Here is a 23,047-nt window from a genome sequence, read left to right on the forward strand (position 1 = left end):
GTTGCGCTCGCGGGCCCCGCGCTCGCGCAGGCGCAGCGGCCGCAGCAGGGGCGCGGCCAGCCGCAGCGGGGCCAGAGGCAGCAGGCGCAGGCGCCTCGGCCGCAGGGCAGTCCCGCCAACACGCCGCTCGGGCCCCTCGACACGCTCGCCCGCCACGCGCTGATCGTCGATTTCGACACGGGCGCGACGCTGCTCGAGAAGGATGCGGACATTCCGATGCCGCCCGCCTCGATGAGCAAGCTGATGACCGCCTATGTGGTGTTCGAGAAGCTCCGCGAAGGCAGGCTTAGGATGGAGACCGAGCTTCCGGTGAGCGAGCGCGCCTGGCGCATGGGCGGGTCGAAGATGTTCGTCGAGGTGGGCCAGACCGTCCGCGTCGATGACCTGCTTCGCGGCGTGATCGTGCAGTCCGGAAACGATGCCTGCGTGGTGCTCGCCGAGGCGATCAGCGGCTCGGAGGAAGCCTTCGCCGACATGATGACCGAGCGCGCCCGCGCCATCGGCCTGACGCAGACGACCCTGCGCAACTCGACCGGCTGGCCGGACCCGAACCACCGCATGTCCTGCCGCGACCTCGCAGTACTGTCGGCGCGGATCATCAACGACTTCCCGGACTACTACCGGATCTACAGCGAGAAGTCGTTCCGGTTTGCTAACATAAGCCAGGAGAACCGCAACCCGCTCCTCTACCGGAACGTGGGCGCCGATGGGCTCAAGACCGGGCACACGGAGGAGAGCGGGTACGGGCTCACCGCCTCTGCCATCCAGGGCGGGCGGCGCGTGATCATGGTGGTGAACGGGCTTCCCTCGATGCGCGTGCGGGGCGAGGAGAGCGAGAGGCTGATCGGCTGGGCCTTCCGCGAGTTCGAGAACGTGCGGCTGTTTGGCGCGGCCGAGACGGTGGAGGAGGTGCCCGTCTATCTCGGCGAGCGCGCCACCGTGCCGCTCGTCGCGGGGCGTGACCTCGTGATGACCGTGCCACGCAACTGGCGCTCGGGCGCGCAGATCGCGGTGCGCTACGCCGCCCCCGTGAAGGCCCCTGTCGCGCGTGGCATGGAGCTCGGCCATCTCGAAGTCTCGGGCCGCGGCGTGCCGGACATGACGGTGCCGCTCTTCGCCGGCGCCGACGTGCCGCGGCTCGGCTTCGTGCCGCGCATCGGCGCGAGCCTGAGGCATCTCGTCTTCGGAAGCTGACGCCTCTACCCTCCGCGCCATGCGGGGAAGGTTCATCACGCTCGAGGGCGGCGAGGGCGCGGGAAAGACGACGCAGCGCTCGCTGCTCGCAGCGTCGCTCCGCGCCTCTGGGCTCGAGGTGCTGGAGACGCGCGAGCCGGGAGGCGAGGCGGGCGCGGAGGCGATCCGCGCGCTTCTCGTCTCCGGCGAGCCCGGACGGTGGGAGCCGCTTGCCGAGACGCTCCTGCACTACGCGGCCCGGGCGCAGCATGTCGCCCGCGTCATCGAGCCTGGCCTCGCGCGCGGCGCCTGGGTGGTCTCCGACCGCTTCGCCGATTCGACCGCCGTGTACCAGGGTGCGGGGCAGGGGCTCGCGGCCGAGAGGATCGCCGCGGTGCACGCCGCCACGCTCGGCGGCTTCGCTCCCGACCTCACACTGATCCTCGACGTGCCCGTCGAGACCGGCCTTGCCCGCGCGGGGCAACGGGGGGAGACGAACCGCTACGAGCGCTTCGATGCTGGGTTCCATGCGCGCATCCGCGAGGGGTTCCTGGCGATCGCCGCCGCCGAGCCTCGCCGCTGCACGGTGATCGACGCTTCGCGCCCGCCCGGACAGGTGGCGGCAGCGATCCGCGAAGCCCTCGGCGCCCGCCTCGGCCTCTCCCTTCCCGACACGGCATGAGCCCGGCCGAGGCGACAGAACTGCTCGGGCACGCCGCGGCGGCGGAAAGCTTCGCCGCTGCCTGGGGCTCGGGGCGGCTGCACCATGCCTGGCTGATCGGCGGCCCACCCGGCATCGGCAAGGCGACGCTCGCCTACCGCGCGGCACGCTGGGTTCTCGCCGGCGGCCCGGCCTCGGAGGAGACGTTTGGCCTCGCTTCGAGCCACCCGGTGTTCCGCAAGGTCGCCGGGGGGAGCCACCCCGACCTCCGCGTGGTCGAGCGGGCGGAGAACGCCAAGACAGGCCGGCTCTACAGCGAGATCCGGGTCGACGACATCCGCGCGATGACGGACTTCCTCCGCCTGACCGGTGCCGAAAGCCCCTGGCGGGTGGCCATCATCGACCCGGCGGACGAGCTCTCCACCGAAGCCGCGAACGCGCTTCTGAAGATCCTCGAGGAACCGCCACCGAAAGCACTGATCCTGCTCGTCTCGCACACCCCGGCGAGGCTGCTGCCGACGATCAGGAGCCGCTGCCGGCGCCTGATGCTGAGCCCGCTGCCGAAGGCCGATGTCGCCGCCCTGCTCGCCCGGCTCGCTCCCGCGCTTCCGGCAGCCGAGGCAGAAGCGTCGGCCGCGCTTTCGGGCGGCTCGATCGGGCGGGCGCTCGCGCTCGCCGAAGGCGGGGCGGCGGAGCTGTCGGCCGCGATCGGGCGCGTGTTCCAGGGGCTTCCGGCACTCGACCAGGCGGCCGCGCATGCGCTGGCGGACAGGCTCGCGCGGCCAGGCGCGGAGGAGGGGTTCGCCCTGTTCATGGGCCTGGTGCGCGACCGGCTTGCCGCGCTCGCCAAGGCGGCCGCCACGGGCCGGGCCGATGCCGTCGCTCGGCTCCGCCCGCTTGAAGAGTGGGGAACGCTGTGGGAGAAGGTCGGCCGCATGGCGCGCCTTGCCGACGCGCTCAATCTCGACCGCAAGCAGGCCGTGCTCTCCGTTCTCCAGGCCCTTCGCCCGGGCGCGGCGCTCGACGCGCCCTGACCCTGCCGGCCGGGAGCGTCGCCCAGGAAGAATGATGCAGAAACAGCGCTACTACGTCACGACGCCGATCTATTACGTCAACGACGTTCCCCATATCGGCCACGCCTACACGACGCTCGCGGCCGATGTGCTCGCACGCTTCATGCGGCTCGACGGGCGGGAGGTGTTCTTCCTCACGGGCACCGACGAGCATGGCCAGAAGGTCGAGAAGGCCGCGGCCGCGCGCGGCCTCGAACCGAAGCCCTTCACCGACGAGGTGAGCGCGAATTTCCGCGAGCTCGCCGAAGCGATGGGGTTCTCGAACGACGACTTCATCCGCACCACCGAGCCGCGCCACTACCGCGCCTGCGAGGAGCTCTGGCGCCGCATCCACGCCGCGGGCGACCTCTATCTCGGCGACTATGGCGGCTGGTACGCCGTGCGCGACGAGGCGTTCTACCGCGAGAGCGAGACCGTCGTCGGCGAGGATGGCATCCGCCGCGGCCCGTCCGGCGCGCCGGTCGACTGGGTGAAGGAGCCGTCCTGGTTCTTCCGCCTGTCGGCCTGGCAGGACAGGCTTCTCGCCTTCTACGAGGCGAACCCCGACTTCATCGCACCCGAGAGCCGGCGCAACGAGGTGCTGAGCTTCGTGCGGTCGGGGCTCGAGGACCTTTCCGTCAGCCGCACGAGCTTCGGCTGGGGCGTGCCGGTTCCCGACAGCCCAGGCCATGTGATGTATGTCTGGCTCGATGCGTTGACCAACTACGTCACTGCCACCGGCTGGCCCAACACGCATGCCGAGCGTGCAGGGTTTTGGCCTGCTGATCTCCACCTCGTCGGCAAGGACATCCTGCGGTTCCACGCCGTCTACTGGCCCGCCTTCCTGATGAGCGCCGGGCTCGAACCGCCGAAGCGCGTCTTCGCCCATGGGTGGTGGACCGTCGAGGGGCAGAAGATGTCGAAGTCCCTCGGCAACGTGGTCGACCCGTACGCGGTGATCGGCGAGTTCGGGCGCGACGCGTTCCGCTTCTTCCTTCTGCGCGAGATCCATTTCGGCGCGGATGGGGATTTCTCGCGCCGCGGGATGCTGCGGCGGCTGAACGTCGATCTCGCCAACGAGTTCGGCAACCTCGCCCAGCGGACGCTCGGCTTCGTCGCGCGCAACTGCGGCGGCGTGCTGCCCGCGCCGGCCGCGCTGTCGGATGACGACAAGGCGCTGCTCGACAGTGCAGCGGCGCTGCTGCCCACCTTGCGGGCCGAGATCGGCCGCCAGGCATTCCATTCCGGGCTCGAGGCCGTGTGGAGCGTCATCCGCGACGCCAACGCCTATGTCGACCGCGAGGCGCCCTGGACGCTCAGGAAGACCAATCCCGAGCGCATGGGCACGGTGCTGTGGACGCTCGCGGAGCTCCTCCGCCGCCTCGGCATCCTGCTCCAGCCGGTGATGCCGGATGCGATGGCGACGCTGCTCGACCAGCTCGGTGTATCCGACCGCAGCTTCGCCGCGCTCGAGGCGCCGATGCCGGGCGGCGTTGCCCTGCCTGCGCCGAGCCCGATCTTCCGCAAGGTGGACGACGAGGCGGGGAAGGGGGTCTGAGACCGTGCTGATCGACAGCCACTGCCATCTCGACCACTGGGAGGAGGCGGAGCGGGAAGGGCTCGTGACGCGCGCCCGCGAGGCCGGCGTCGGCACGCTCATCACCATCGGCGTGCGGATGCGCCAGGCGGCGACGGTGAAGGCGATCGCCGAGGCATTCCCCGAGGTGTGGTGCACCGTCGGCATCCACCCGCACAACGCGGCGGAAGAGCCAGTGCCCGAGGTGGCGGACCTCGTGGCGCTCGCCGATCACCCACGCGTCGTCGGCATCGGCGAAAGCGGGCTCGACTACCACTATGACAAGGCGCCGCGAGACATTGCGGCTGAAAGCTTCCGCCGCCACATCCGTGCCGCGCGCGAAACAGGCCTGCCGCTCGTCGTACACGCGCGCGACGCGGACGCCGATATCTCGCGGATCTTGAAGGAAGAACACGAGGCTGGAGGGGCGTTTCCGTTCCTCCTCCACTGCTTCACCTCCGGCCGCCAACTCGCTTTCGATGCAGTAAAGCTCGGCGGCTCCGTGAGCTTCTCGGGCGTCTTGACCTTCCGGCGCTCCGACGAACTCCGCGACATCGCGCGCGAACTGCCAGCAGACAGGCTGCTGGTCGAGACCGATGCGCCCTATCTCGCGCCCGAGCCGTTCCGCGGCAAGCGGTGCGAGCCCGCGCTCGTCGCCTACACCGCCAAGGCGCTCGCCTCCGTCCGCGGCCTTCCGGTGCCTGCGCTCGCCGAGCTCACCACCGCCAACACGCTCCGGCTGTTCAGCCGGATCAGGCTGCCGCAAAGCGCGTGAAGGTCATCGTCCTCGGCTGCGGCTCGTCCGGCGGCGTTCCGCTGATCGGCGGGCGATGGGGACGCTGCGACCCGTCCGACCCGCGGAACCGCCGCACGCGCGCCTCGATCCTGGTCGAGACCGAGGGGCGAACGCTTCTGGTCGACACCACGCCCGACCTTCGCGCCCAGCTTCTCGCGGCGGAGCGCTGGAAGCTCGATGCGGTGCTCTACACCCATGCGCATGCAGACCACATCATGGGGCTCGATGACCTGCGTGCGGTGAACCGGCTGATCGGGGCGCCGCTTCCGGCCTTCGCAGATGGCCGCACGCTCGCCGACCTGCGCCGCCGCTTCGACTACGCGTTCCAGCCGCTGAGGCAGGGCTCGGGGTTCTTCCGCCCGGTGCTCGAGCCCGTCGAGATCGTGCCGGGCGAGCCCTTCGAGGCCGCGGGTGTCTCAGTGCTGCCGGTCCTGCAGGACCATGGCTTCATGCCGAGCCTCGGCTTCCGCATAGGCGACTTCGCGTATTCGACCGACGTTCTCGATCTCGACGAGGCCGCGCTCGCAGCGCTCGAGGGGGTTCGCGTCTGGATCGTCGGCTGCTTCCAGGAGCGGCCGCACGTGACGCATGCGCATCTCGAGCGCGCGCTGTCCTGGGTGGCGCGGCTGAAGCCAGAGAGGACGGTGCTGACCCACATGGGCGAAGGCTTCGACTACGCCACGCTGTCGGCCATTCTTCCGGCCGGGGTCGAGCCTGGCTACGACGGCCTCGTGCTGGATGTCTGACCACACCGACATTTTCCATAATCATGATTAGCGGATATTCGTGTGGTCCCAAGGGAGGGGCGCGATGACGAACGACACGCCGGAAGCCGCAGAGGAGCTTCGCCGCCTCCTCCGTGTCATGGCCGCGCTGCGCGACCCCGAGCGCGGCTGCCCCTGGGACCGCGAGCAGAGCTTCGACACGATCGCGCCGTACACGCTCGAGGAAGCCTATGAGGTGGCCGATGCGATCGCCCGGCGCGACTGGGCGGCCCTCGAGGACGAGCTCGGCGATCTCCTGTTCCAGGTCGTCTACTACGCGCAGATGGGCTCAGAGGACGGGCGCTTCGACTTCGCCGCCATCGCCCGTGGCATCGCCGAGAAGATGATCCGCCGCCACCCGCACGTGTTCGGGGCTGAGAGCCGCGAGAGCTCCGCCGAGCAGACCGCCGCCTGGGAGGCGCAGAAGGCCGAGGAACGCGCGCGCCGGGCCGAGACCGGCGTGCTCGCTGGGCTTCCCCTCGCCCTCCCCGCCCTCACCCGTGCCGCCAAGCTCACAAGCCGCGCCGCCCGCGTCGGCTTCGACTGGCCGGACGCCGACGCCGTACTCGACAAGCTCGCCGAGGAGACCGGAGAGCTCCGCGCCGAGCTCGCAACCGCCGCGCGCGACCAGGCGAGGCTCGCGGACGAGGTGGGCGACATGCTGTTCGTCCTCGCCAACCTTGCCCGCAAGCTCGAGCTCGACCCGGAGGCGTGCCTGCGCGGCGCCAACGCCAAGTTCGAGCGCCGCTTCGGTGCGATCGAGGCCGCGCTCGCGTCGGAGGGGCGAAGCCCCGACCAGGCGAGCCTCGAGGAAATGGAGGCGCACTGGCAGGCGGCGAAGGCGGCGGAGCGCGCATGAGCCGTCCCGAGGTCATCGCCTCGCTCGCCACCTCGGCCGACGGGTTCGTCGCCGAAGCCGGCGGCGGGTTCGACTTCCTGCTTCCCTATGACCCCTCCGCGCTCGGCTTCGACGCCTTCCTCGCCGGCATCGACACGGTGCTGATGGGCAGGACGACCTTCGAGCATGTGCTCGCCATGGGCCCCTGGCCCTATGGCGGCAAGCGGGGCGTCATCGTTACCTCGCGCGAGGCGGCTCTGCCGGAGGGCGTGATCGCCATCCCGCCGGAGCCGGCGGCGCTGGCCCCTGCGCTCGCGTCCCTCGGCGCGCGGCGCGTGTGGAATGTCGGCGGCCCGCGCACCCTCGCCTTCAGCCACGCGGCGGGCCTGCTCGACAGGCTGGAGCTGCACGTCGTTCCCGTCGCGCTCGGGGCCGGCATCTCGCTCGGCTTCGCGCCCGCCTCGCTCGCTCTCGAGGAGGCGACCACCGTGCCCCTCGGCGTCGCCCGGCTGCGCTGGCGCGTGCTTCGCCCGTGAGCGCCTTCGGCGTCTGGCCCACCCTCGTCCTCGTCTCCGCCGCCTGGGGAACCACGCTTCTCTGGATCAAGCTCGCTGGCGGAACGCTCGCCCCCTTCACGCTGACGATGTGGCGTGGGGTGGCCGCGATCATCGCGCTCGGGCTGTTCCTCCTGTGGCGCGGAGAGCGGCCGCGCATGCGGCTTCGCGACGTGCTCGTCCTCGGCACGACGAATGGCTGGCTGTCCTCCGCGCTCATGGCCTTCGCACTTGGCCGCATAGACACCGCGCCGGCCGCGCTCGTCGCCGCCTCGATGCCGCTGATCCTCGCGATCCTCTCGCACCTCTTCCTGCCGGGGGAGCGGCTCACCGCGCGCGCGGCAACCGGCATCGTCATCGGCTTCTGTGGCATCGCGCTCGTGCTCGGCCCGGGCGTGCTCGCCGCCTCCTCGGCCTCCATCGAGGGGTTCGCCGCGATGCTCGCGGTCGCTACCGGCTATGCGACGGGCGCGACCTACGGCCGGCGCACGAGGCCGCCCGACCCGGCAGGAACCGCGCTCGGCCAGCAGGGCGTGTCGGTCGTCGTCTCGGCCCTGCTCGCGCTCGCAACGGGACAGGGAATCGCCCCGCCGACGGATGCTCTGACGATCGGCTCCATCGCCGCGCTCGGCTCGGTCGCGACCGCGCTGCCCATGGTCCTCTACTGGCGGCTTCTCTCCCGCGCGCCGACCTCCATCGCAGGCTTCGTCGACTACCTGATTCCGCTCTGGGCGACGCTGATCGCCGTGACGATCCTCGGCGAGCACCCGCAGCCGACGGCGCTCGCAGGCGGCGCGCTCGTGCTGGCAGGCATCGCGGTCACGACGCGGCCGTTCAGGCGGGCAGCGGGATGAACTCGCTCTCTCCCGGCACTGCCTCGAACCGCCCGGCCTGCCAGTCGGCCTTCGCCTGCTCGATGCGCTCCTTCGAGGACGAGACGAAGTTCCACCAGATGAAGCGCGGCCCGTCCATCGCCGCGCCGCCGAGAACGAGGATGCGCGAGGCCGTGACGGCGGCGAGCGCGATGGGGTCGCCCGCGCGGAACACGAGAAGCCGCCCCGCCTCATGCCGCACGCCGCCGATCTCGATCGAGCCCTCGAGGACGTAGACCGCCCTCTCCTCAGTCTCGCGCGGCAGCCCGAGCCGCGCGCCCGGCTCGAGCGCGATGTCGGCATAGAGCGTCTCGGAAGCAGGCCGCACCGGGCTCCGCATGCCGAACCCCTCGCCGACGATCAGGCGTATGTCGAGCCCCTCGCCCGACCAGGCGGGAAGCTCGCCGGCGGCGTAATGGTCGAAGCCCGGCGCACGCTCCTCCTGCGCCTTGGGCAGGGCGATCCAGCTCTGGATGCCGTAGAGCCTGTGCGGTGCCGCGCGGGCAGCGAGCGGCGAGCGCTCGCTGTGCGCGATCCCCTTTCCCGCCGTCATCCAGTTCACCGCGCCGGGCGTGATCTCCATCTCCGTGCCGAGGCTGTCGCGGTGCATTACGCGGCCCTCGAACAGATAGGTGACGGTGGCGAGCCCGATATGCGGATGCGGGCGGACATCGACACCCGTGCCGGTGACGAACTCGCCCGGCCCCATCTGGTCCCAGAAGATGAAGGGCCCCACCATCTTGCGGCCCACCGAGGGCAGCGCCCGCCTTACCTCGAAGCCGCCGATGTCATGCGCGCGCGGCACGATCACGGTCTCGACAGCGCCGTCGGGCGTTGCCGGGCATTCCGGGTCGGAGGCGGGAAGCCAGCTCATCGCGGTCTCTCCTTCGGCGCATCCGCGCGGCCCTCGAGCGCCATCATGGTCGCGAGCGCCGTGGCGGCGAGGCTTTCCTTCCCCTCCCTTACCGCGAAGAGATCGGCCGAGACCACCGTGAGCGTGCCGCCCGAACGCTTCACTTCGGCACGCGCGACGATCACCTCGCCATCGGCCGGGCTCATGAAGTTGACCTTCATCTCGACGGTGAGGATCGACGCCTCCGCCGCGAACAGCGTGAAGGCGGCATAGCCGCAGGCCGTGTCGGCGAGGGTGGCGACGGCGCCGCCATGGACGAAGCCGTGCTGCTGCAGGAGGTCGTCGCGCCGCTCCAGGGTGATCTCGCAGCGCCCGGGCGCGAGCGCGGTCATGCGCGCCCCGAGCATCGCGGTGAAGGCTTGGCGCGCGAAGCTGTCGCGCACCCGCGCCTCCCAGCCCGGGTCGCGCGGCGTCATGGCTCGAGGAGGGCGGCGTGCACCGCCTGCCAGGTCGCGCGGTCAGGCGCGGCGATCAGCCCGCCACGATGCACCCCGCCGTGATACGGCCTTCCGTCCAGCAGCGCCGCATGGCCGCCCGCCTCGCGATGGATCAGCACGCCTGGCGCATGGTCCCACGGCATCAGCTTCCAGTAGAGAAGCGCGTCCAGCTGGCCCGACGCGGCGAGCCGCCACTCATGCGCTGCGCACCGGAGCTCCCAGCCCGCGGCGAAGAGGCCGAGCCGCGGCCGAACGCGCGCGGCGAGTTCCTCGGGAAGGTAGCGATGGCTGATCGCCGCGCGCATTGCGCCGACCGGCCCTGGGGCAGAAGCGCGCAGGTCATGCCTCCGCCCGTGGCGATCCTCGACCCATGCCCCCTGCCCTGCCAGCGCGATCGCCGTGTCGTGCAGTACGGGGTCATGGATCCAGGCCGCAACCGGATCGCCACGGTGGAGAAGCGCCAGCATCGTGCAGAACAGCGGCAGGCCGGCGGCGAAGTTCGCCGTGCCGTCCACCGGGTCGAGAACGAAGCACCACTCCGCCCCGCCGGTCGCAGCCAGCAGCGAGGCATCGGCAGACGCCGCCTCCTCGCCGACGATCTCGATACCGGGGCAGAGCCGCGCGAGCGCGGCGACGACGGCGCGCTCGCAGGCCTCGTCCGCCGCGGTGACAAGGTCCTGCGGGCCCGATTTTGCGCGCACCTCGCCGTCTGCGAGGTTGCGGAACCGCGGCATCACCTCCGTGACCGCGGCTTCCGCAAGCGCCGCAGCGATGTCGGAGGCGCGCGTGGCGGAGGCGACGGGGTTGGAGAGGCTCACCCCTCGATGCCGAAGATGTCGCTCTCCTTCATGATCACGCGGTCCTTGCCGTCGAGCTTCACTTCGGTGCCGGACCATTTCCCGTAGAGAACGACGTCGCCGACCTTCACGTCGAGCTTCATCAGCCGCCCGTCCTCCGCCCGCGAGCCGGGGCCGACCGCGAGCACCTTGCCGCGCGTCGGCTTCTCGCCGGCCGTCTCGGGAATGATGATGCCGCCCTTGCTCTTGGTCTCGGCGGAGATCGGCTCGACCAGGATACGGTCGCCGAGCGGGCGGAATTTCGACGGCATGGGTCTCTCTTTCTCTGTCCTTGGGGGATCGTGCCGGCGGATGGCATCAGGAAGTGCCGGAGCAGTCAATCCGGTGCAAGATCGCACGCGAGAACCGGAGGAGCCCATGTCGGTCGACCTCGCCCAGGCGCGGGCGGACACGCCAGGCTGCGCGCATGTCGCGCATTTCAACAACGCCGGCGCCGCGCTGAAGCCGCGCCCTGTCATCGAGGCGGTGCGGCGGCATCTCGACCTCGAGGCGACGATCGGCGGCTACGAGGCGGCCGATGCCGCCCACGCGGCCGCCGAGCGGTTCTACGACGCCGTCGCGACGCTTCTGTCCTGCCATCGCGACGAGGTTGCCTTCGTCGAGAGCGCCACGCGCGGCTGGGACATGGCCTTCCACGCCCTGCGGTTCCGCGAGGGAGACCGCATCCTGACCGGGCGTGCGGAATACGCCTCGAACGTGATCGCGATGCTCCGCGAGGCCGAGCGCACGGGGGCAAGCCTCGAGATCGTGCCCGATGACGAGGCTGGGCAGATCGACGTCGCCGCGCTCGAGGCGATGATCGACGACCGCGTGAAACTCATCGCGCTCACGCACGTGCCGACGAATGGCGGGCTCGTGAATCCGGCCGAGGCGGTGGGCGCCGTCGCGCGCCGCGCGGGGGTGCCCTTTCTGCTCGATGCCTGCCAGAGCGCCGGCCAGATGCCGCTCGACGTCGATCGCCTCGGCTGCGACATGCTCTCTGCGACGGGCCGGAAGTTCCTCCGCGGGCCGCGCGGCACGGGGTTTCTCTATGTCCGCCGCGCCTGGATCGAGCGCCTCGACCCGCCCTTCCTGGACCTTCATTCCGCGACATGGACCGGCCCGCGAAGCTACGCCGTGCGCGGCGACGCGCGGCGCTTCGAGCAGTGGGAGCGTGACGTCGCCGGCCAGATCGGCTTCGGCGTCGCCGTAGGCTATGCCCTCTCCGTCGGCCTGGCGGCGATCTGGTCGCGCATCTCGATGCTGGCCGCGAGCCTGCGCGAGCGGCTCGCCGTGCTGCCTGGGGTCAGCGTGCACGACAAGGGCGCCGTGCGGTCGGGCATCGTCACGTTCAACGTGGACGGCGAGACGGCGGAGGCGGTGCAGCGAAGGCTCCGCGCCGAGGCCATCAACACCGCGACCTCAACGGCGGGCAACGCGCGGTTCGACATGCCCGACCGCGGGCTCGACGCGCTCGTCCGCGCCTCGGTGCACTACTACAACTCGGAGGAGGAGATCGCGCGCCTCTGCGAGGCGGTCGCCAGCCGCTAGCCGGGCCCGCGCTTGAGGCCTTCCCTGGCGGCGCGGGCGCGACGGCTTTCGAAGCGCGCGCGGTCATCGTCCGACAGCCGCACGGCGAGATGGATCGCCTCCGCCCCGTCGCGCCGGTCGATCACCTCGCCATGCGCGTAGAGCCAGGCGAGGGCCGCACCCTCCGCCGGCTTCAGCGCGATGCGGTGCACGGCGAGCCCGGCGGAGAGCTTCGCGTCGATCGCAGCCTTCAGCGTACCCAGGCCCGCGCCGGTCAGCGCGGAGACGAGCACGAGACCAGCCCGGCCGGCGAGCGCCTCGCGGTCATCGTCCGCGAGAAGGTCTGACTTGTTCAGCACCTCGATCACCCTGTCCTGCCAGGCGGGGTCGAGCGCGCCGTCCTTCACCATGCTGTCGAGCACGGCGAGAACGTCTGCCCGCTGCGCGGCGCTGTCGGGGTGGGCGACGTCGCGCACATGCAAGATGATGTCTGCCTCCGCCACCTCCTCGAGCGTGGCGCGGAATGCCTCGACGAGCTCATGCGGCAGGTCGGAGATGAAGCCCACCGTGTCGGAGAGGATGACGCTCCGGCCAGAGGGGAGCTTCAGCCCGCGCATCGTCGGGTCGAGCGTGGCGAAGAGCTGGTCCTTGGCCAGCACCTCGGCCCCGGTGATGGTGTTGAACAGCGTCGACTTGCCGGCGTTCGTGTAGCCGACGAGGGCGACGACCGGGAAAGGCACCTTCTTCCTCGCGCCGCGATGCAGCCCGCGGGTGCGGCGCACCTCCTCGAGCTCCTTCCTGATCTTGGCGATGCGCTCGCCGATCAGCCGCCTGTCGATCTCGATCTGGCTTTCGCCGGGGCCGCCGAGGAAGCCGAAGCCGCCGCGCTGCCGCTCGAGATGGGTCCAGGACCGCACGAGCCGCGTGCGCTGGTAGTCGAGATGGGCGAGCTCGACCTGGAGCGAGCCTTCGCGGGTGCGCGCGCGGGCGCCGAAGATCTCGAGGATCAGCCCGGTGCGGTCGATCACCTTGCAGCCCCAGGCGCGCTCGAGGTTGCGCTGCTGCACGGGTGTGAGCTGGGCATCCACCACCGCGACAGCGATGCGGTGAAGCTTGACCTCGGCGCCGACATTCTCGACCTGGCCGGAGCCGAGCAGCGTGGACGGCCGGCGCGCGCGGAGGGGCAGGATGCCTTTCCACGCGACCTCGAGCCCGATCGCACCGGCGAGCGCCGCGGCCTCCTCGAGGCGCGCCTCCGCCGGGCGAAGCAGCGATGGGGGAATCTCTCCAGGGTCGGACCCGGCGGCGCGCGCGGCGTCCGGCCGTTCCCAGGGCAACACGACGGCAGCGGCGTTCGGCTCGGGCGGAAGCCTCTCCTCCGCCGGCGCCTCCGCCGGCTCAGTCGCCCGCCGTTGCCGGCGCAGAAGCGCTCTCCCTCGGCGTTGCCGTCAGCGTGTTCGGGCCCGGCGCCTGAGCAGGCTGCTCGGATCCGGCGCGGGAGGCATCGAACAGCATGATCGGCGCACCCGGCATCACCGTCGAGATCGCATGCTTGTAGACAAGCTGCGTATGGCCATCACGGCGGAGAAGCACCGAGAAATTGTCGAACCAGGTAATGATGCCCTGGAGCTTCACGCCGTTCACGAGGAAGACCGTGACGGGTGTCTTGTTCTTGCGCACGTGATTCAGGAACACGTCCTGCACGTTTTGCGCTTTTTCGGTCGCCATGGCCCAACCTTTTCTGCGTCATTGCCGCGTTCGGCATGTGCGGCACATTCGCGCGCGGCATATCCCGGCCGTTTCGCACTTGCGAGATATAGCACGCGCCCGACACCGTACAAGAACACCAGCATTCGCGGCGGCACGCAACAGAATGCGCGTGCTGGACGCCGTGGTCATGCACGCGTGACGAGAAAACCCCTGAGCATGGCGTGATCGGCCGCGTGCCAGTCATGCCCCGCTGCGGCGAGCCCGCCGTCATGCGCCGCATCGCCCACGAGAACGCCCGTCAGCCCCGCGTTGCGCGCAGCCAGCATGTCGAGTGCCGTGTCGCCGACATACCAGACGGTCCGGCTGGCCGAGAGGCCGAGCGCACCGAGCGCCAGGCGAAGCGGGGCCGGGTCGGGCTTGTCGGCTTCGGCATCGCCTGCCCCGACGAGGGCGCCGAACCGGGGCGCCCAGCCGAGCGCCTCTGCCTCCCGGCGGAGATAGCGACCGGTCTTGTTCGAAACGACCGCAAGGGGAATGCCGAGAGCGGCCGCGTGTTCGAGCGTCGCCGCAGCGCCTGGAAGGGGCGTGACGGTCTGCAGGTGCGTCTGCTCGAGCGCGGCGTAGAACACGTCCCTCGCCTCCTCCCAGCCGCGTCCGAACATCGAGGGGAAGGTGTCGCGCAGCGATTTCCGGACGCGCGCGCGCACCTCGTCGAGGCTCCAGGGCGCTTGGCCGAAGCGGGTGAGCGCCGCATTCAGGGCGGTGGCAATGCCCGGCCAGGCATCGACGAGCGTGTTGTCCCAGTCGAAGAGGATCGCCTCCGGCGGCGGCGGGGCAGCGCTCACGCCGCGCGGTGATCCAGCACTCACGCTGCGCGGCCGGCCGGTTCGTTCCGCATGCCGTGCACGTGGCGGGCGAAGATGTCGAACAGCTTCCGTGTGACGGGCCCGGGCGTGCCGTCTCCCACCTTCGCGCCATCCACCGCCAGGATCGGCTTCACGAAGCTCGTCGCCGAGGTGATGAACGCCTCCTTCGCCTCGCGGAGCTCGGCCTCGGTGAACGGCTCCTCGGCGAAGTCGATGCCGTTCTCGCCCATCAGGTCGACCAGGACGCGGCGCGTGCAGCCAGGCAGGATGTTCGAGCCGAGGTCGCGCGTCCGCAGCCGTCCCTTCGCGTCGACGATCCAGAAGCTGGTCGCGGCACCTTCGGTCACGGTGCCGTCGGGCGCGATCAGGATCGCTTCCGAGGCGCCCTTCTCCTTCGCCGCCTGGCGGGCGAGCACGTTCGGCAGAAGCCCCACGGTCTTGATGTCGCAGCGCGCCCAGCGCTGGTCGGGGTAGGTGATGGCGGTGGTGCCCCAGTTCTCGATCGAGGACGGGTAGGGCTTGATCCGCTTGACGGTGACGACGATCGCCGGCGGCACGGGCTTGGAGGGGAACGCATGGTCGCGCCGGGCGACGCCGCGGCTGACCTGCATGTAGAGGAGCCCCTCCTCGATCCGGTTGCGCCGGATCACCTCGCGCAGCACGCCCTTCAGCGCCTCGCGTCCCATCGGCATGGGAATGCGGATCTCGCGCAGGGAGCGCTCGAGCCTGTCGAGATGCGGGACGTCATCGATGAAACGCCCGCCATGGACGTGCACCACCTCGTACACGGCATCGGCGAACTGGTAGCCGCGGTCCTCCACATGCACCGACGCCTCCCGGTGCGGGACGTAGCGGCCATTCACATAGGCGATGCGCGACATCGGCGGCCTCCTGGCTGGGTGGCCGGAGTGAAGCGCAAGCCGGGGCGGATGGCTAGGCGAAGGAGCGAAGGGCGGGCCCGCGTTGGAATGGTCACGCGAAGGATCGTCTCAATGGCCCGGAGACTTGCCCGGCGCCGAAGGCCCGGTCAGTGCGCGGGCGCACAGACGCGGGCAGTCAGAGCAGCGCCCCGTCAGGTCCCGTCGCGCAGGGGCAGGGCATGGGTCGCGAATGGGTTGCCTGTGACGCGGGTGAAGCCAAGGGCGTTGTACATGGCCGCCGCACCCGGATTGTCCGGCCCCATGCGCACGCGGATCAGGCGGAAATGCTGCGCGGCATCGGCAAGCGCATGGCGGGCGAGTGCCGCGCCGATGCCGCGCCCTCGCATGTCGCGACGCACATAGAGGTGCCGCAACCTGCCGACGGATGGGTCCTGAGAATGCGGGTCGATGCCGCGGCCGAGCACGCCCGCGAGCGTCTCGCCGACCCAGGCGCCGATCACCATCTCGCCCGGCCTGTCGAACCGGTTCGTCCCGGCATGCCAGTCGGCCGCCATGCGGTCGAGGAAGCGATGGCCCTCCTGCCGCGCATCCTCGGCGAGTGCCGTGAACCCCGCGCCGTCGATATCGTCGAAGGGGCGGATCACCGCGCCGCTCATGCAGGCCTCTCGGCGACGTCGACGACACGGCCGCCGGAGAGGGCGAGCAGCGCGTCGGGGGTGGTGGCGAAGACATGGGCGGGGCTTCCCGCCGCCGCCCAGACGCGGGAAAGCCGCATGACCCGTTCGTCGATCAGAACGACGGGCGGCGTCAGGTGCGCGATCGGCGAGACACCGCCGATGGCGAAGCCTGTCGTCTCGCGCACCCAGCGGCCCTCCGCCCGCTCGATCGGCGCGCCGACCGCCTCTGCGACGCGGGCGAGGTCGACGCGGTCGGCGCCGGAGGCGACGACGAGAACAGGACGCGCGGAGCCCTTGGCGCGGAAGACGAGGCTCTTGGCGATCTCGGCGACGGCGCAGCCGACGGCGCGGGCAGCATCCTCGGCCGTGCGGGTGCCTTCAGGAAAGACGGAGATCGTGTCGTCATGCCCGGCAGCGAGAAGGGCGGCGCGGACCCGCGCGACGGAACCCCCAGCCTGCGGAGCCGGACCTCCCGCCTGCGGCACTGGACCTCCCGCCTGCGGCACTGGGCCTGCCCCCTGAGGCGCGCCTGCCTGGCTGTCGTCAGGCATTGCCGTTCACGGCGGCGCGGTCATCGGCGTTCACGCCGAGCGTCTTCAGCTTCCGATGCAGCGCGCTCCGCTCCATGCCGACGAAGCTCGCCGTGCGGCTGATGTTGCCCGAGAAGCGGTTGAGCTGCGCGAGAAGGTACTGCCGCTCGAACAGCTCGCGCGCCTCGCGCAGCGGCAGCGCCATGATCTCCCCGCCCCTCTCCCAGCGCAGGACCGTCGGCGCCGTCGCGCCGATATCGGGCGGCAGGTGCTCGGCGCGGATCGACTCGCGCGGTTCGCCAGGCGCCATGATCAGCAGCCAGTCCATCAGGTTGCGCAGCTGCCGCACGTTGCCCGGCCAGTCATAGCTCTGCAGCACCGCCAGTGCGTCGTCGGAGAGGTCGCGCAGCGCGAGCCCAGAGGCCTCGGCGGATCGGGCGAGGAAGTGCCGCGCGAGCGCGGGGATGTCCTCGCGCCGCTCGCGCAGCGCAGGCAGGCGCAACGGCACGACGTTGAGGCGATAGAACAGGTCCTCGCGGAAGCGGCCGGCCTGGATCTCGGCGGCAAGGTCGCGGTTCGTCGTCGCGATCACGCGCACATCGACCTTCACGCGCGTCGCGCCGCCGATGCGCTCGAAGGCCTGGTCCTGCAGCACGCGGACGATCTTGCCCTGCGTCTCGAGCGGCATGTCTGCCACCTCGTCGAGCAGGATCGTGCCGCCATGGGCGTGCTCGAGCGTTCCCGCGCGGCGGGGGCTCGCCACGGGGTCCGCGCCCGCCTCGACGCCGAACAGCTCGTCCTCGAGCCGCGCGGGGTTCAGCGTGGCGCAGTTCAGCACCATGAAGGGGCCGGAGGCGCGGCGGCTCAACGTGTGCAGCATCCGCGCCACCACCTCCTTGCCCGCGCCTGCGGGGCCGGTGATCAGCACGCGCGAGCCGGTGGGCGCCACCTTCTCGACGGCGGCGCGAAGCTCGCGCATCTGCGGGCTCGTGCCGATCAGCTCGGTCTCCGCGCCGGCGCGGAGGCGCAACTCGCTGTTCTCGCGCTGGAGCTGCGCGGCCTCGATCGCACGGCGGACGACGAGGAGGAGGCGGTCGGCCTTGAACGGCTTCTCGATGAACTCGTAGGCGCCCTGCTGGATCGCCTGGACCGCCGTCTCGATCGTGCCGTGGCCGGAGATCATCACCACGGGAACGTGCGGCTCCTCCCGATGCAGCACCTCGAGGATGCCCAGGCCGTCGAGTCGCGAGCCCTGCAGCCAGACATCGAGGATGACCAGGGATGGCCGGCGCTGCTTGAACGCGGCGATGGCTGCGTCGCTGTCGCCCGCCTCGCGTGTCTCGTAGCCCTCGTCGCGCAGGATGCCGGTGACGAGCATGCGGATATCGGGCTCGTCGTCGACGATCAGGATGTCATGCGCCATGGGCGGCCTTCGGCATCTCCGTCTCGCTCCTCGGCGTGGGCCAGGGTTCCCCCTCCCGTCCGTCTCCCCGACCCGGGGCGGCGAGCGGCAGCGTCAGCGCGACCCGCGCACCCGGCAATCCGTCCTGCCGGTCGGATAGATCGAGCCGGCCCGTGTGGTCTTCCATGATCTTCTTGACGATCGCAAGACCGAGCCCGGTTCCCTTGGTTTTCCGCGTCACATACGGTTCCGTGAGCGACTCGCGGCCGTCCGCCGGAAGCCCCTCCCCGTCATCCTCCACCACGATCGTCGCCCTGCCTTCGGCCGAGGCGACCGTCACGGCGATTCGCCCCGCGCCCTCGCGCGCGGCAACCGCGTCCGCCGCATTCTGCAACAGGTTGGTCACGGCCTGGGAGATCAGCCTCCGGTCGCACAACGCGCGCGGGGGCGGCTCCTCGATCGCGACGTCGTAGGTGACGGCGGGGTGGGCGTTGCGCTGCAGGAACACCGCCTGTCGGACGATGTCGGCGAGATCCTCCGGCTTCAGCACAGGCTGCGGCATGCGCGCGAAGGCGGAGAACTCGTCGACCATCCGCCCGATGTCGCCGACCTGCCGCACGATGGTGTCCGTACAAATCCGGAACGTGTCGGGATCGGACTGGATTTCGGAGAGGTACTTCCGCTTGAGCCGCTCTGCGGAAAGCTGGATCGGGGTCAGCGGGTTCTTGATCTCGTGCGCGATGCGCCGCGCGACGTCCGCCCAGGCAGCCTGTCGCTGCGCGGCGAGAAGCGCGGTGACGTCGTCGAAGGTGACGACGAAGCCCCGCACCCGCTCGTCGGCGAGCTCTGTGTCGATGCGGACGAGCAGGGTCCGTCGCGACGAGACCGGACCGATGCGCACCTCCGCCTCCGCCGCGGCACGCGGGTTGGTGGCAGCCTTCTCGAGCACCGCTGCGAACTCGGGCACCACGTCGGCGAGGCTCGCGCCGAGATGGGAGACGAGGTCGATGCCGAGAAGCTCCGACGCCGAACGGTTCGGCAGGTTGATGCGCCCCTGCCCATCGAGCCCGATCACGCCCGCGGAGACGCCCGCGAGCACGCCTTCGGTGAAGCGCCGCCGCTCGTCGATCTGGCGGTAGGCGTCCATCAGCTCGTCGCGGTTGGCGGAGAGCTGGCCGATCATGCGGTTGAAGGCGCGCGAGAGCACGCCGATCTCGTCGTCGGACTGCCGTTCCGGCACGCGGATGCCGAGATCGCCCGCGCGCACGCGTTCGGCCGCGAAGACGAGCGAGGAGATCGGCCGGGCCATCTGCCCCGCGATGACCAGGCCGATGAGCACGGCGGCAAAGAGGATCATTAGCGCTACGACGGTGAAGATCAGCGCGAAGGTGATCTGCAGCCCGGACCTGCTCGCCTCGAGGCGTCGGTACTCGGCGACGGCCTGCTCGGTCCGCTCCATGTGGCCGAGCACGTCCGGGTCGACCGGGCGGCCGACCAGGAGCATCAGCGGGCCCGGAATGTCGAGGGAGACGAGCGCACGCACGCGGTCCTGTCCCGGCGCGGGTCGCAGCAGCGCCACCTCGCCGCTGCGTGCATACTCCATCGCCCAGGCGGGAAGGTTCTCGCCGACCGGCGGCACGAGGAGCCCAGCGGTCGCGACCAGCCTTCCGTTCGCCGCGTTGAACACCACCGCCTCGGTGAGGCCGCGGAACACGATCTGCCTCTCGAGAAGGAGCGAGAACACGGTCGGCCCCTGCGCGATGAGCATCTGGCCTGCGCGGTTGAGGTCGTTCGCCATCGCCAGCGCCTCCGCACGGATCGTGCGCTGGTGCTCCTCGAGATAGGCCTGCGAGGCGGCGAGACTTTCCTCGAGCGCGGTGCGGACGCGCTGGTTGAACCAGTTCTCGAGGCCGCGGTTGAAGAAGGCGGCGGAGAAGCCCGTGACGATGATCGTCGGCGTCACCGCGACGAGGCCGAACAGCACGACGAGGCGTACGTGCAGCCGCGAGCCGGCCGATCCGCGCCTTCGCTCCGCCCAGACGCGCACGACGCGCACGGCGAGGATGGCGGCGAGCGCGAGGAGCAGCGCGAGGTTGGCGTTGACCAGCCAGAGGATGGAGCCCGGCGGCAGGCCGAGCGCGCCCGTGCCGGTGACGGCAGCGAAGGTGAACACGCCGGCAGCGACGGATGCGATGGCGATGCCGAGCGTCACCCACCGCCCGGCGCGGCCGACGACGAGCCATTCCATCGTGCGGCGAAGCACGCCGCGCCGCTCCGCCCTGCCCTCCGTCGCCGCTGCCTCGTCGGTTGCTGCCATGCCGTGCGCCGTCAGCCGAGGCCGCGCACCACGGGGATCTCGAGCTCGCGGATCTTCTTGCGCAGCGTGTTGCGGTTGAGCCCGAGGACGTGCGCGGCGCGGATCTGGTTGCCGCGCGTCGCGGTCAGGGTGAGCTGGATCAGCGGCCGCTCGATCTCCTGGATGATCCGGTCATGCACGCCGGGGCTCGGCAGCCCGTCCTTGTGGCCCGCGAAATAGGCGCGGAGATGCCGCTCCACCGCCTGCGCAAGCGTCTCCGGCTCGCCCGCGACAGGCTCGGGCTCTCCGGCCACGGTCTCGGCGAGCTCTGCCGCGATCACCTCCTCGCCGATCGTCTCCTGCGGGTAGAGCGCGGCAAGGCGACGCATCAGGTTCTCGAGCTCTCGCACGTTGCCAGGCCAGCGATAGGCCTTCAGCCGCTCGACCGCGCCGGCATCGAGGATCTTCGCAGGAAGCCCCTTCTGCCGGTTGGCGGAGAGGAAGTGGCGCGCGAGGGCGGGGATGTCCTCCTCGCGCTCGCGCAGAGGGGGAAGGCGGATCGGCACGACATTGAGGCGATAGAAAAGGTCCTCGCGGAACAGGCCCTGGCGGATCAGCGCGCGCAGATCGCGATGCGTGGCCGCGACGATGCGCACGTTGACGCGCACAGGCGTGCGCCCGCCGACGGAGGTGAACTCGCCTTCCTGCAGCACGCGCAACAGCCGCGTCTGCGCCTCGGGCGGCATGTCGCCGATCTCGTCGAGGAACAGCGTACCGCCATTGGCCTGCTCGAAACGCCCCTGCGAGCGATTGAGCGCGCCGGTGAAGGCGCCGCGCTCATGGCCGAACAGCTCGCTCTCGATCAGCTCGCGCGGGATCGCCGCCATGTTGATCGCGACGAACGGCCCGGCCCGGCGCGCGCCGTAGTCGTGCAACGCGCGCGCGACCAGCTCCTTCCCCGTGCCGCTCTCGCCGGTGATCATCACGGTGAGGTCGGTCGCGGTGACGCGCGCGACGGTGCGGTAGATCTCCTGCATCGCCGCCGAACGCCCGACGAGGGGAAGCTTCTCCTCCTCCGCCTCCGCCTGCTCGGGCGTCTCGGCCGGCGCGGGCGGGGCGGCGAGCGCACGGCCGACCACGGCGAGCAGCTCGTTCAGGTCGAAGGGCTTCGGCAGGTACTCGAAGGCGCCGCGCTGGGTCGCCTTCACCGCCGTCGTCAGCGTCGACTGCGCGCTCATCACCACGACGCGAAGGTCGGGGCGGACGCGCCGGATGCGCGGCACGAGGTCGAGGCCGTTCTCGTCGGGCATCACCACGTCGGTGATGACGAGATCGCCCTCCCCGTCCTCCACCCAGCGCCACAGCGTCGCGGCCGTGCCTGTCGTGCGCACCTGGTAGCCCGAGCGCGTCAGCGCCTGGCCGAGCACGGTGCGGATCGAGCGGTCGTCGTCTGCGACGAGGATCGTTGCGGTCATCCTGCCCCCTCAGCGCTCATGCGACCTCGTCGTCCTGCACCAGCCTGACCCCGGTCCCGGGGTGCATCGGCAGGTGCAGGCGGAACACCGTGCGGCCGGGGACGCTGTCGCATTCGACGAGCCCGCCATGGTCGCCGACGATCTTGGCGACGAGCGCGAGGCCGAGACCGCTTCCCTGGCGCTTCGTTGTCACGAACGGGTCGAACAGGTTCGGGCGAAGCTGCTCGGGGATGCCGTGGCCGCTGTCGCGCACAGAGACGACGAGCGGCAGGTGGAGCCGCGTGGTCGCGCCCGGAACGGCAAGGCGGACGCCGTGCTGGTAGGCGGTGGCGAGCTCGATCGTCCCGCCGGCCTCGGGGATCGCCTCCGCGGCATTCTTCACGAGGTTGAGCACGACCTGGATGAGCTGGTCGCGGTTGCCCCAGACGGCGGGAAGCGAGGGGTCGTACGCCTCGACGAAGCGCACATGCCGCGCGAAGCCCGATTGCGCGAGGCGGCGCACATGCTCGAGCACCTGGTGGATGTTGACCTCGCCGCGCTCGATCGGGCGGTCGGAGAAGCTCTCCATGCGGTCGACGAGGGCGCGGATCCGGTCCGCCTCGTCCTGGATGAGTTGCGTCAGCTCCCGGTCCTGCTCGGAGGCGGAGCTTTCGAGAAGCTGGGCGGCGCCGCGGATGCCCGAAAGCGGGTTCTTCACCTCGTGCGCGAGGATCGCCGCCATGCCGGTGACCGAGCGCGCGGCGTTGCGGAAGCCCATCTGCTTCTCGAGCTTCTGCGGCGTCGAGCCGTCGATCAGCGTCAGCGCGACGCAGTCGGGTGCCTCGGGAACCGGCGCGCCGTGCACGGTGATGCCGCGCTTGGAAAGCCGCGGGCTCTCGATCGCCATGTCGTAGTCCGACACGCTCACCGCACCGTCGAGCACCTGGCCGATGAGCTGGTGAAGCGGGCTGTCCTCCGGCACGAGCTCGGCGAGCCGCGTGCCGCGGAGCGAGGTGGCGGAGAGCGCGAAGAATTCCTCCGCCGCCTGGTTCGCGAAGCGGAACCGCCCCTGGCGGTCGACGACCACCACGGCGGTGGCAAGCGCGGAGAGGATGGACGCCGCATCGGGCGCGGGCGTTGACGCGACCGCCGGCCGCAGCAGCCGTGCCGGCGCCTCCATGATCTCCTCGGCGAGGTCCCGCACCACGGCGAGGGACCGCCGCCCCCGC

24 protein-coding genes are annotated in these 23,047 nt (G+C 70.9%); 10 read left to right on the plus strand and 14 right to left on the minus strand.

Annotation, left to right across the window (positions count from 1 at the left end; all coding sequences use genetic code 11):
- The 9 genes from FIF60_RS05980 to FIF60_RS06020 all read left to right on the plus strand — a co-directional run.
- On the plus strand, window positions 1-1,194 hold a 1,194-nt coding region (locus tag FIF60_RS05980), incomplete at its 5' end, for a D-alanyl-D-alanine carboxypeptidase family protein (protein ID WP_144184873.1).
- Between the two features lie 19 nt (window positions 1,195-1,213).
- Window positions 1,214-1,855, plus strand: coding sequence for a dTMP kinase (gene tmk / locus FIF60_RS05985; RefSeq protein WP_144184875.1), 642 nt, complete (start codon window positions 1,214-1,216; stop codon window positions 1,853-1,855).
- The gene (locus tag FIF60_RS05990) at window positions 1,852-2,868 is read left to right on the plus strand and encodes a DNA polymerase III subunit delta' (protein ID WP_144184877.1); all 1,017 of its coding nucleotides are present in this window, start codon (window positions 1,852-1,854) and stop codon (window positions 2,866-2,868) included. Before tmk ends, FIF60_RS05990 begins: the two co-directional genes overlap by 4 nt.
- A gap of 31 nt (window positions 2,869-2,899) precedes the next feature.
- Entirely contained in the window at window positions 2,900-4,444 is a 1,545-nt protein-coding gene (metG, locus tag FIF60_RS05995) for a methionine--tRNA ligase (RefSeq protein ID WP_144184879.1), read from the plus strand.
- 4 nt (window positions 4,445-4,448) lie between these two features.
- Window positions 4,449-5,237 carry a TatD family hydrolase gene (locus tag FIF60_RS06000; protein WP_144184881.1) on the plus strand — a complete coding sequence of 263 codons (789 nt, stop codon included), beginning with the start codon at window positions 4,449-4,451 and terminating at the stop codon, window positions 5,235-5,237.
- A complete protein-coding gene (locus FIF60_RS06005) occupies window positions 5,234-6,004 on the plus strand; it encodes an MBL fold metallo-hydrolase (protein WP_144184883.1) in 771 nt (256 codons plus the stop codon). The genes FIF60_RS06000 and FIF60_RS06005 overlap by 4 nt, the downstream gene beginning before the upstream one ends.
- A 64-nt stretch (window positions 6,005-6,068) precedes the next feature.
- Window positions 6,069-6,881 carry a nucleoside triphosphate pyrophosphohydrolase gene (mazG, locus tag FIF60_RS06010; protein ID WP_144184885.1) on the plus strand — a complete coding sequence of 271 codons (813 nt, stop codon included), beginning with the start codon at window positions 6,069-6,071 and terminating at the stop codon, window positions 6,879-6,881.
- On the plus strand, window positions 6,878-7,396 hold the full coding sequence (locus tag FIF60_RS06015) for a dihydrofolate reductase family protein (protein WP_144184887.1): 519 nt from the start codon (window positions 6,878-6,880) through the stop codon (window positions 7,394-7,396). The genes mazG and FIF60_RS06015 overlap by 4 nt, the downstream gene beginning before the upstream one ends.
- Window positions 7,393-8,268: a DMT family transporter gene (locus tag FIF60_RS06020; protein ID WP_158639085.1), complete on the plus strand. Its 876-nt coding sequence runs from the start codon at window positions 7,393-7,395 to the stop codon at window positions 8,266-8,268. The genes FIF60_RS06015 and FIF60_RS06020 overlap by 4 nt, the downstream gene beginning before the upstream one ends.
- On the opposite strand, the gene FIF60_RS06025 is transcribed toward FIF60_RS06020, so the two are convergent.
- Genes FIF60_RS06025 through FIF60_RS06040 form a run of 4 tightly spaced genes read right to left on the minus strand, consistent with a single transcriptional unit; the run spans window position 8,249 to window position 10,744 of the window.
- Window positions 8,249-9,160 (minus strand): pirin family protein, encoded by a 912-nt coding sequence (locus FIF60_RS06025; protein WP_144184890.1) that lies wholly within the window; start codon window positions 9,158-9,160, stop codon window positions 8,249-8,251. The genes FIF60_RS06020 and FIF60_RS06025 overlap by 20 nt on opposite strands.
- Window positions 9,157-9,615 carry a PaaI family thioesterase gene (locus tag FIF60_RS06030; protein ID WP_144184892.1) on the minus strand — a complete coding sequence of 153 codons (459 nt, stop codon included), beginning with the start codon at window positions 9,613-9,615 and terminating at the stop codon, window positions 9,157-9,159. Before FIF60_RS06030 ends, FIF60_RS06025 begins: the two co-directional genes overlap by 4 nt.
- Complete coding sequence (locus FIF60_RS06035) at window positions 9,612-10,454, minus strand: inositol monophosphatase family protein (protein WP_239451511.1); 843 nt, start codon at window positions 10,452-10,454, stop codon at window positions 9,612-9,614. The genes FIF60_RS06030 and FIF60_RS06035 overlap by 4 nt, the downstream gene beginning before the upstream one ends.
- Window positions 10,451-10,744, minus strand: coding sequence for a co-chaperone GroES (locus tag FIF60_RS06040; RefSeq protein ID WP_144184896.1), 294 nt, complete (start codon window positions 10,742-10,744; stop codon window positions 10,451-10,453). The genes FIF60_RS06035 and FIF60_RS06040 overlap by 4 nt, the downstream gene beginning before the upstream one ends.
- 106 nt (window positions 10,745-10,850) lie before the next feature.
- Here FIF60_RS06040 and FIF60_RS06045 point away from each other — a divergent pair, with 106 nt between their 5' ends.
- The gene (locus FIF60_RS06045; RefSeq protein WP_144184898.1) at window positions 10,851-12,023 is read left to right on the plus strand and encodes an aminotransferase class V-fold PLP-dependent enzyme; all 1,173 of its coding nucleotides are present in this window, start codon (window positions 10,851-10,853) and stop codon (window positions 12,021-12,023) included.
- On the opposite strand, the gene hflX is transcribed toward FIF60_RS06045, so the two are convergent.
- The 10 genes from hflX to FIF60_RS06095 all read right to left on the minus strand — a co-directional run bounded on the left by hflX (window position 12,020) and on the right by FIF60_RS06095 (window position 22,998).
- Window positions 12,020-13,342 carry a GTPase HflX gene (hflX, locus tag FIF60_RS06050; protein WP_144184900.1) on the minus strand — a complete coding sequence of 441 codons (1,323 nt, stop codon included), beginning with the start codon at window positions 13,340-13,342 and terminating at the stop codon, window positions 12,020-12,022. The genes FIF60_RS06045 and hflX overlap by 4 nt on opposite strands.
- A gap of 58 nt (window positions 13,343-13,400) precedes the next feature.
- On the minus strand, window positions 13,401-13,730 hold the full coding sequence (gene hfq / locus FIF60_RS06055) for an RNA chaperone Hfq (protein ID WP_239451512.1): 330 nt from the start codon (window positions 13,728-13,730) through the stop codon (window positions 13,401-13,403).
- A gap of 167 nt (window positions 13,731-13,897) precedes the next feature.
- Complete coding sequence (locus FIF60_RS06060) at window positions 13,898-14,557, minus strand: HAD family hydrolase (protein WP_144184902.1); 660 nt, start codon at window positions 14,555-14,557, stop codon at window positions 13,898-13,900.
- Window positions 14,558-14,577: 20 nt separating this feature from the next.
- Window positions 14,578-15,459, minus strand: a complete 882-nt coding sequence (locus FIF60_RS06065) for a D-amino-acid transaminase (RefSeq protein ID WP_144184904.1) — start codon at window positions 15,457-15,459, stop codon at window positions 14,578-14,580.
- 191 nt (window positions 15,460-15,650) lie between these two features.
- Window positions 15,651-16,115, minus strand: a complete 465-nt coding sequence (locus FIF60_RS06070; protein WP_144184906.1) for a GNAT family N-acetyltransferase — start codon at window positions 16,113-16,115, stop codon at window positions 15,651-15,653.
- Window positions 16,112-16,621 carry a YbaK/EbsC family protein gene (locus FIF60_RS06075; RefSeq protein WP_239451513.1) on the minus strand — a complete coding sequence of 170 codons (510 nt, stop codon included), beginning with the start codon at window positions 16,619-16,621 and terminating at the stop codon, window positions 16,112-16,114. The genes FIF60_RS06070 and FIF60_RS06075 overlap by 4 nt, the downstream gene beginning before the upstream one ends.
- A gap of 58 nt (window positions 16,622-16,679) precedes the next feature.
- Complete coding sequence (ntrX, locus tag FIF60_RS06080; RefSeq protein ID WP_144184910.1) at window positions 16,680-18,089, minus strand: nitrogen assimilation response regulator NtrX; 1,410 nt, start codon at window positions 18,087-18,089, stop codon at window positions 16,680-16,682.
- A complete protein-coding gene (locus FIF60_RS06085) occupies window positions 18,079-20,385 on the minus strand; it encodes a sensor histidine kinase NtrY-like (RefSeq protein ID WP_239451514.1) in 2,307 nt (768 codons plus the stop codon). Before FIF60_RS06085 ends, ntrX begins: the two co-directional genes overlap by 11 nt.
- Before the next feature lie 11 nt (window positions 20,386-20,396).
- A complete protein-coding gene (ntrC, locus tag FIF60_RS06090; protein ID WP_144184912.1) occupies window positions 20,397-21,839 on the minus strand; it encodes a nitrogen regulation protein NR(I) in 1,443 nt (480 codons plus the stop codon).
- Between the two features lie 16 nt (window positions 21,840-21,855).
- Entirely contained in the window at window positions 21,856-22,998 is a 1,143-nt protein-coding gene (locus FIF60_RS06095) for a two-component system sensor histidine kinase NtrB (protein ID WP_144185147.1), read from the minus strand.
- Window positions 22,999-23,047 lie beyond the last annotated feature (49 nt).

This window comes from Elioraea rosea, assembly GCF_007644105.1.
GTDB lineage: Bacteria > Pseudomonadota > Alphaproteobacteria > Acetobacterales > Acetobacteraceae > Elioraea_A > Elioraea_A rosea.

Coding starts and splice junctions, on each gene's coding strand:
- FIF60_RS06070 (WP_144184906.1), bottom strand. CDS start 16,115: ATGAGCGGCGCGGTGATCCGCCCCTTCGACGATATCGACGGCGCGGGG.
- FIF60_RS06085 (WP_239451514.1), bottom strand. CDS start 20,385: ATGGCAGCAACCGACGAGGCAGCGGCGACGGAGGGCAGGGCGGAGCGG.
- mazG (WP_144184885.1), top strand. CDS start 6,069: ATGACGAACGACACGCCGGAAGCCGCAGAGGAGCTTCGCCGCCTCCTC.
- FIF60_RS06025 (WP_144184890.1), bottom strand. CDS start 9,160: ATGAGCTGGCTTCCCGCCTCCGACCCGGAATGCCCGGCAACGCCCGAC.
- FIF60_RS06045 (WP_144184898.1), top strand. CDS start 10,851: ATGTCGGTCGACCTCGCCCAGGCGCGGGCGGACACGCCAGGCTGCGCG.
- FIF60_RS06095 (WP_144185147.1), bottom strand. CDS start 22,998: ATGGAGGCGCCGGCACGGCTGCTGCGGCCGGCGGTCGCGTCAACGCCC.
- metG (WP_144184879.1), top strand. CDS start 2,900: ATGATGCAGAAACAGCGCTACTACGTCACGACGCCGATCTATTACGTC.
- ntrC (WP_144184912.1), bottom strand. CDS start 21,839: ATGACCGCAACGATCCTCGTCGCAGACGACGACCGCTCGATCCGCACC.
- FIF60_RS06040 (WP_144184896.1), bottom strand. CDS start 10,744: ATGCCGTCGAAATTCCGCCCGCTCGGCGACCGTATCCTGGTCGAGCCG.
- ntrX (WP_144184910.1), bottom strand. CDS start 18,089: ATGGCGCATGACATCCTGATCGTCGACGACGAGCCCGATATCCGCATG.
- FIF60_RS06030 (WP_144184892.1), bottom strand. CDS start 9,615: ATGACGCCGCGCGACCCGGGCTGGGAGGCGCGGGTGCGCGACAGCTTC.
- FIF60_RS06065 (WP_144184904.1), bottom strand. CDS start 15,459: ATGTCGCGCATCGCCTATGTGAATGGCCGCTACGTCCCGCACCGGGAG.
- FIF60_RS05990 (WP_144184877.1), top strand. CDS start 1,852: ATGAGCCCGGCCGAGGCGACAGAACTGCTCGGGCACGCCGCGGCGGCG.
- tmk (WP_144184875.1), top strand. CDS start 1,214: ATGCGGGGAAGGTTCATCACGCTCGAGGGCGGCGAGGGCGCGGGAAAG.
- FIF60_RS06015 (WP_144184887.1), top strand. CDS start 6,878: ATGAGCCGTCCCGAGGTCATCGCCTCGCTCGCCACCTCGGCCGACGGG.
- hfq (WP_239451512.1), bottom strand. CDS start 13,730: ATGGCGACCGAAAAAGCGCAAAACGTGCAGGACGTGTTCCTGAATCAC.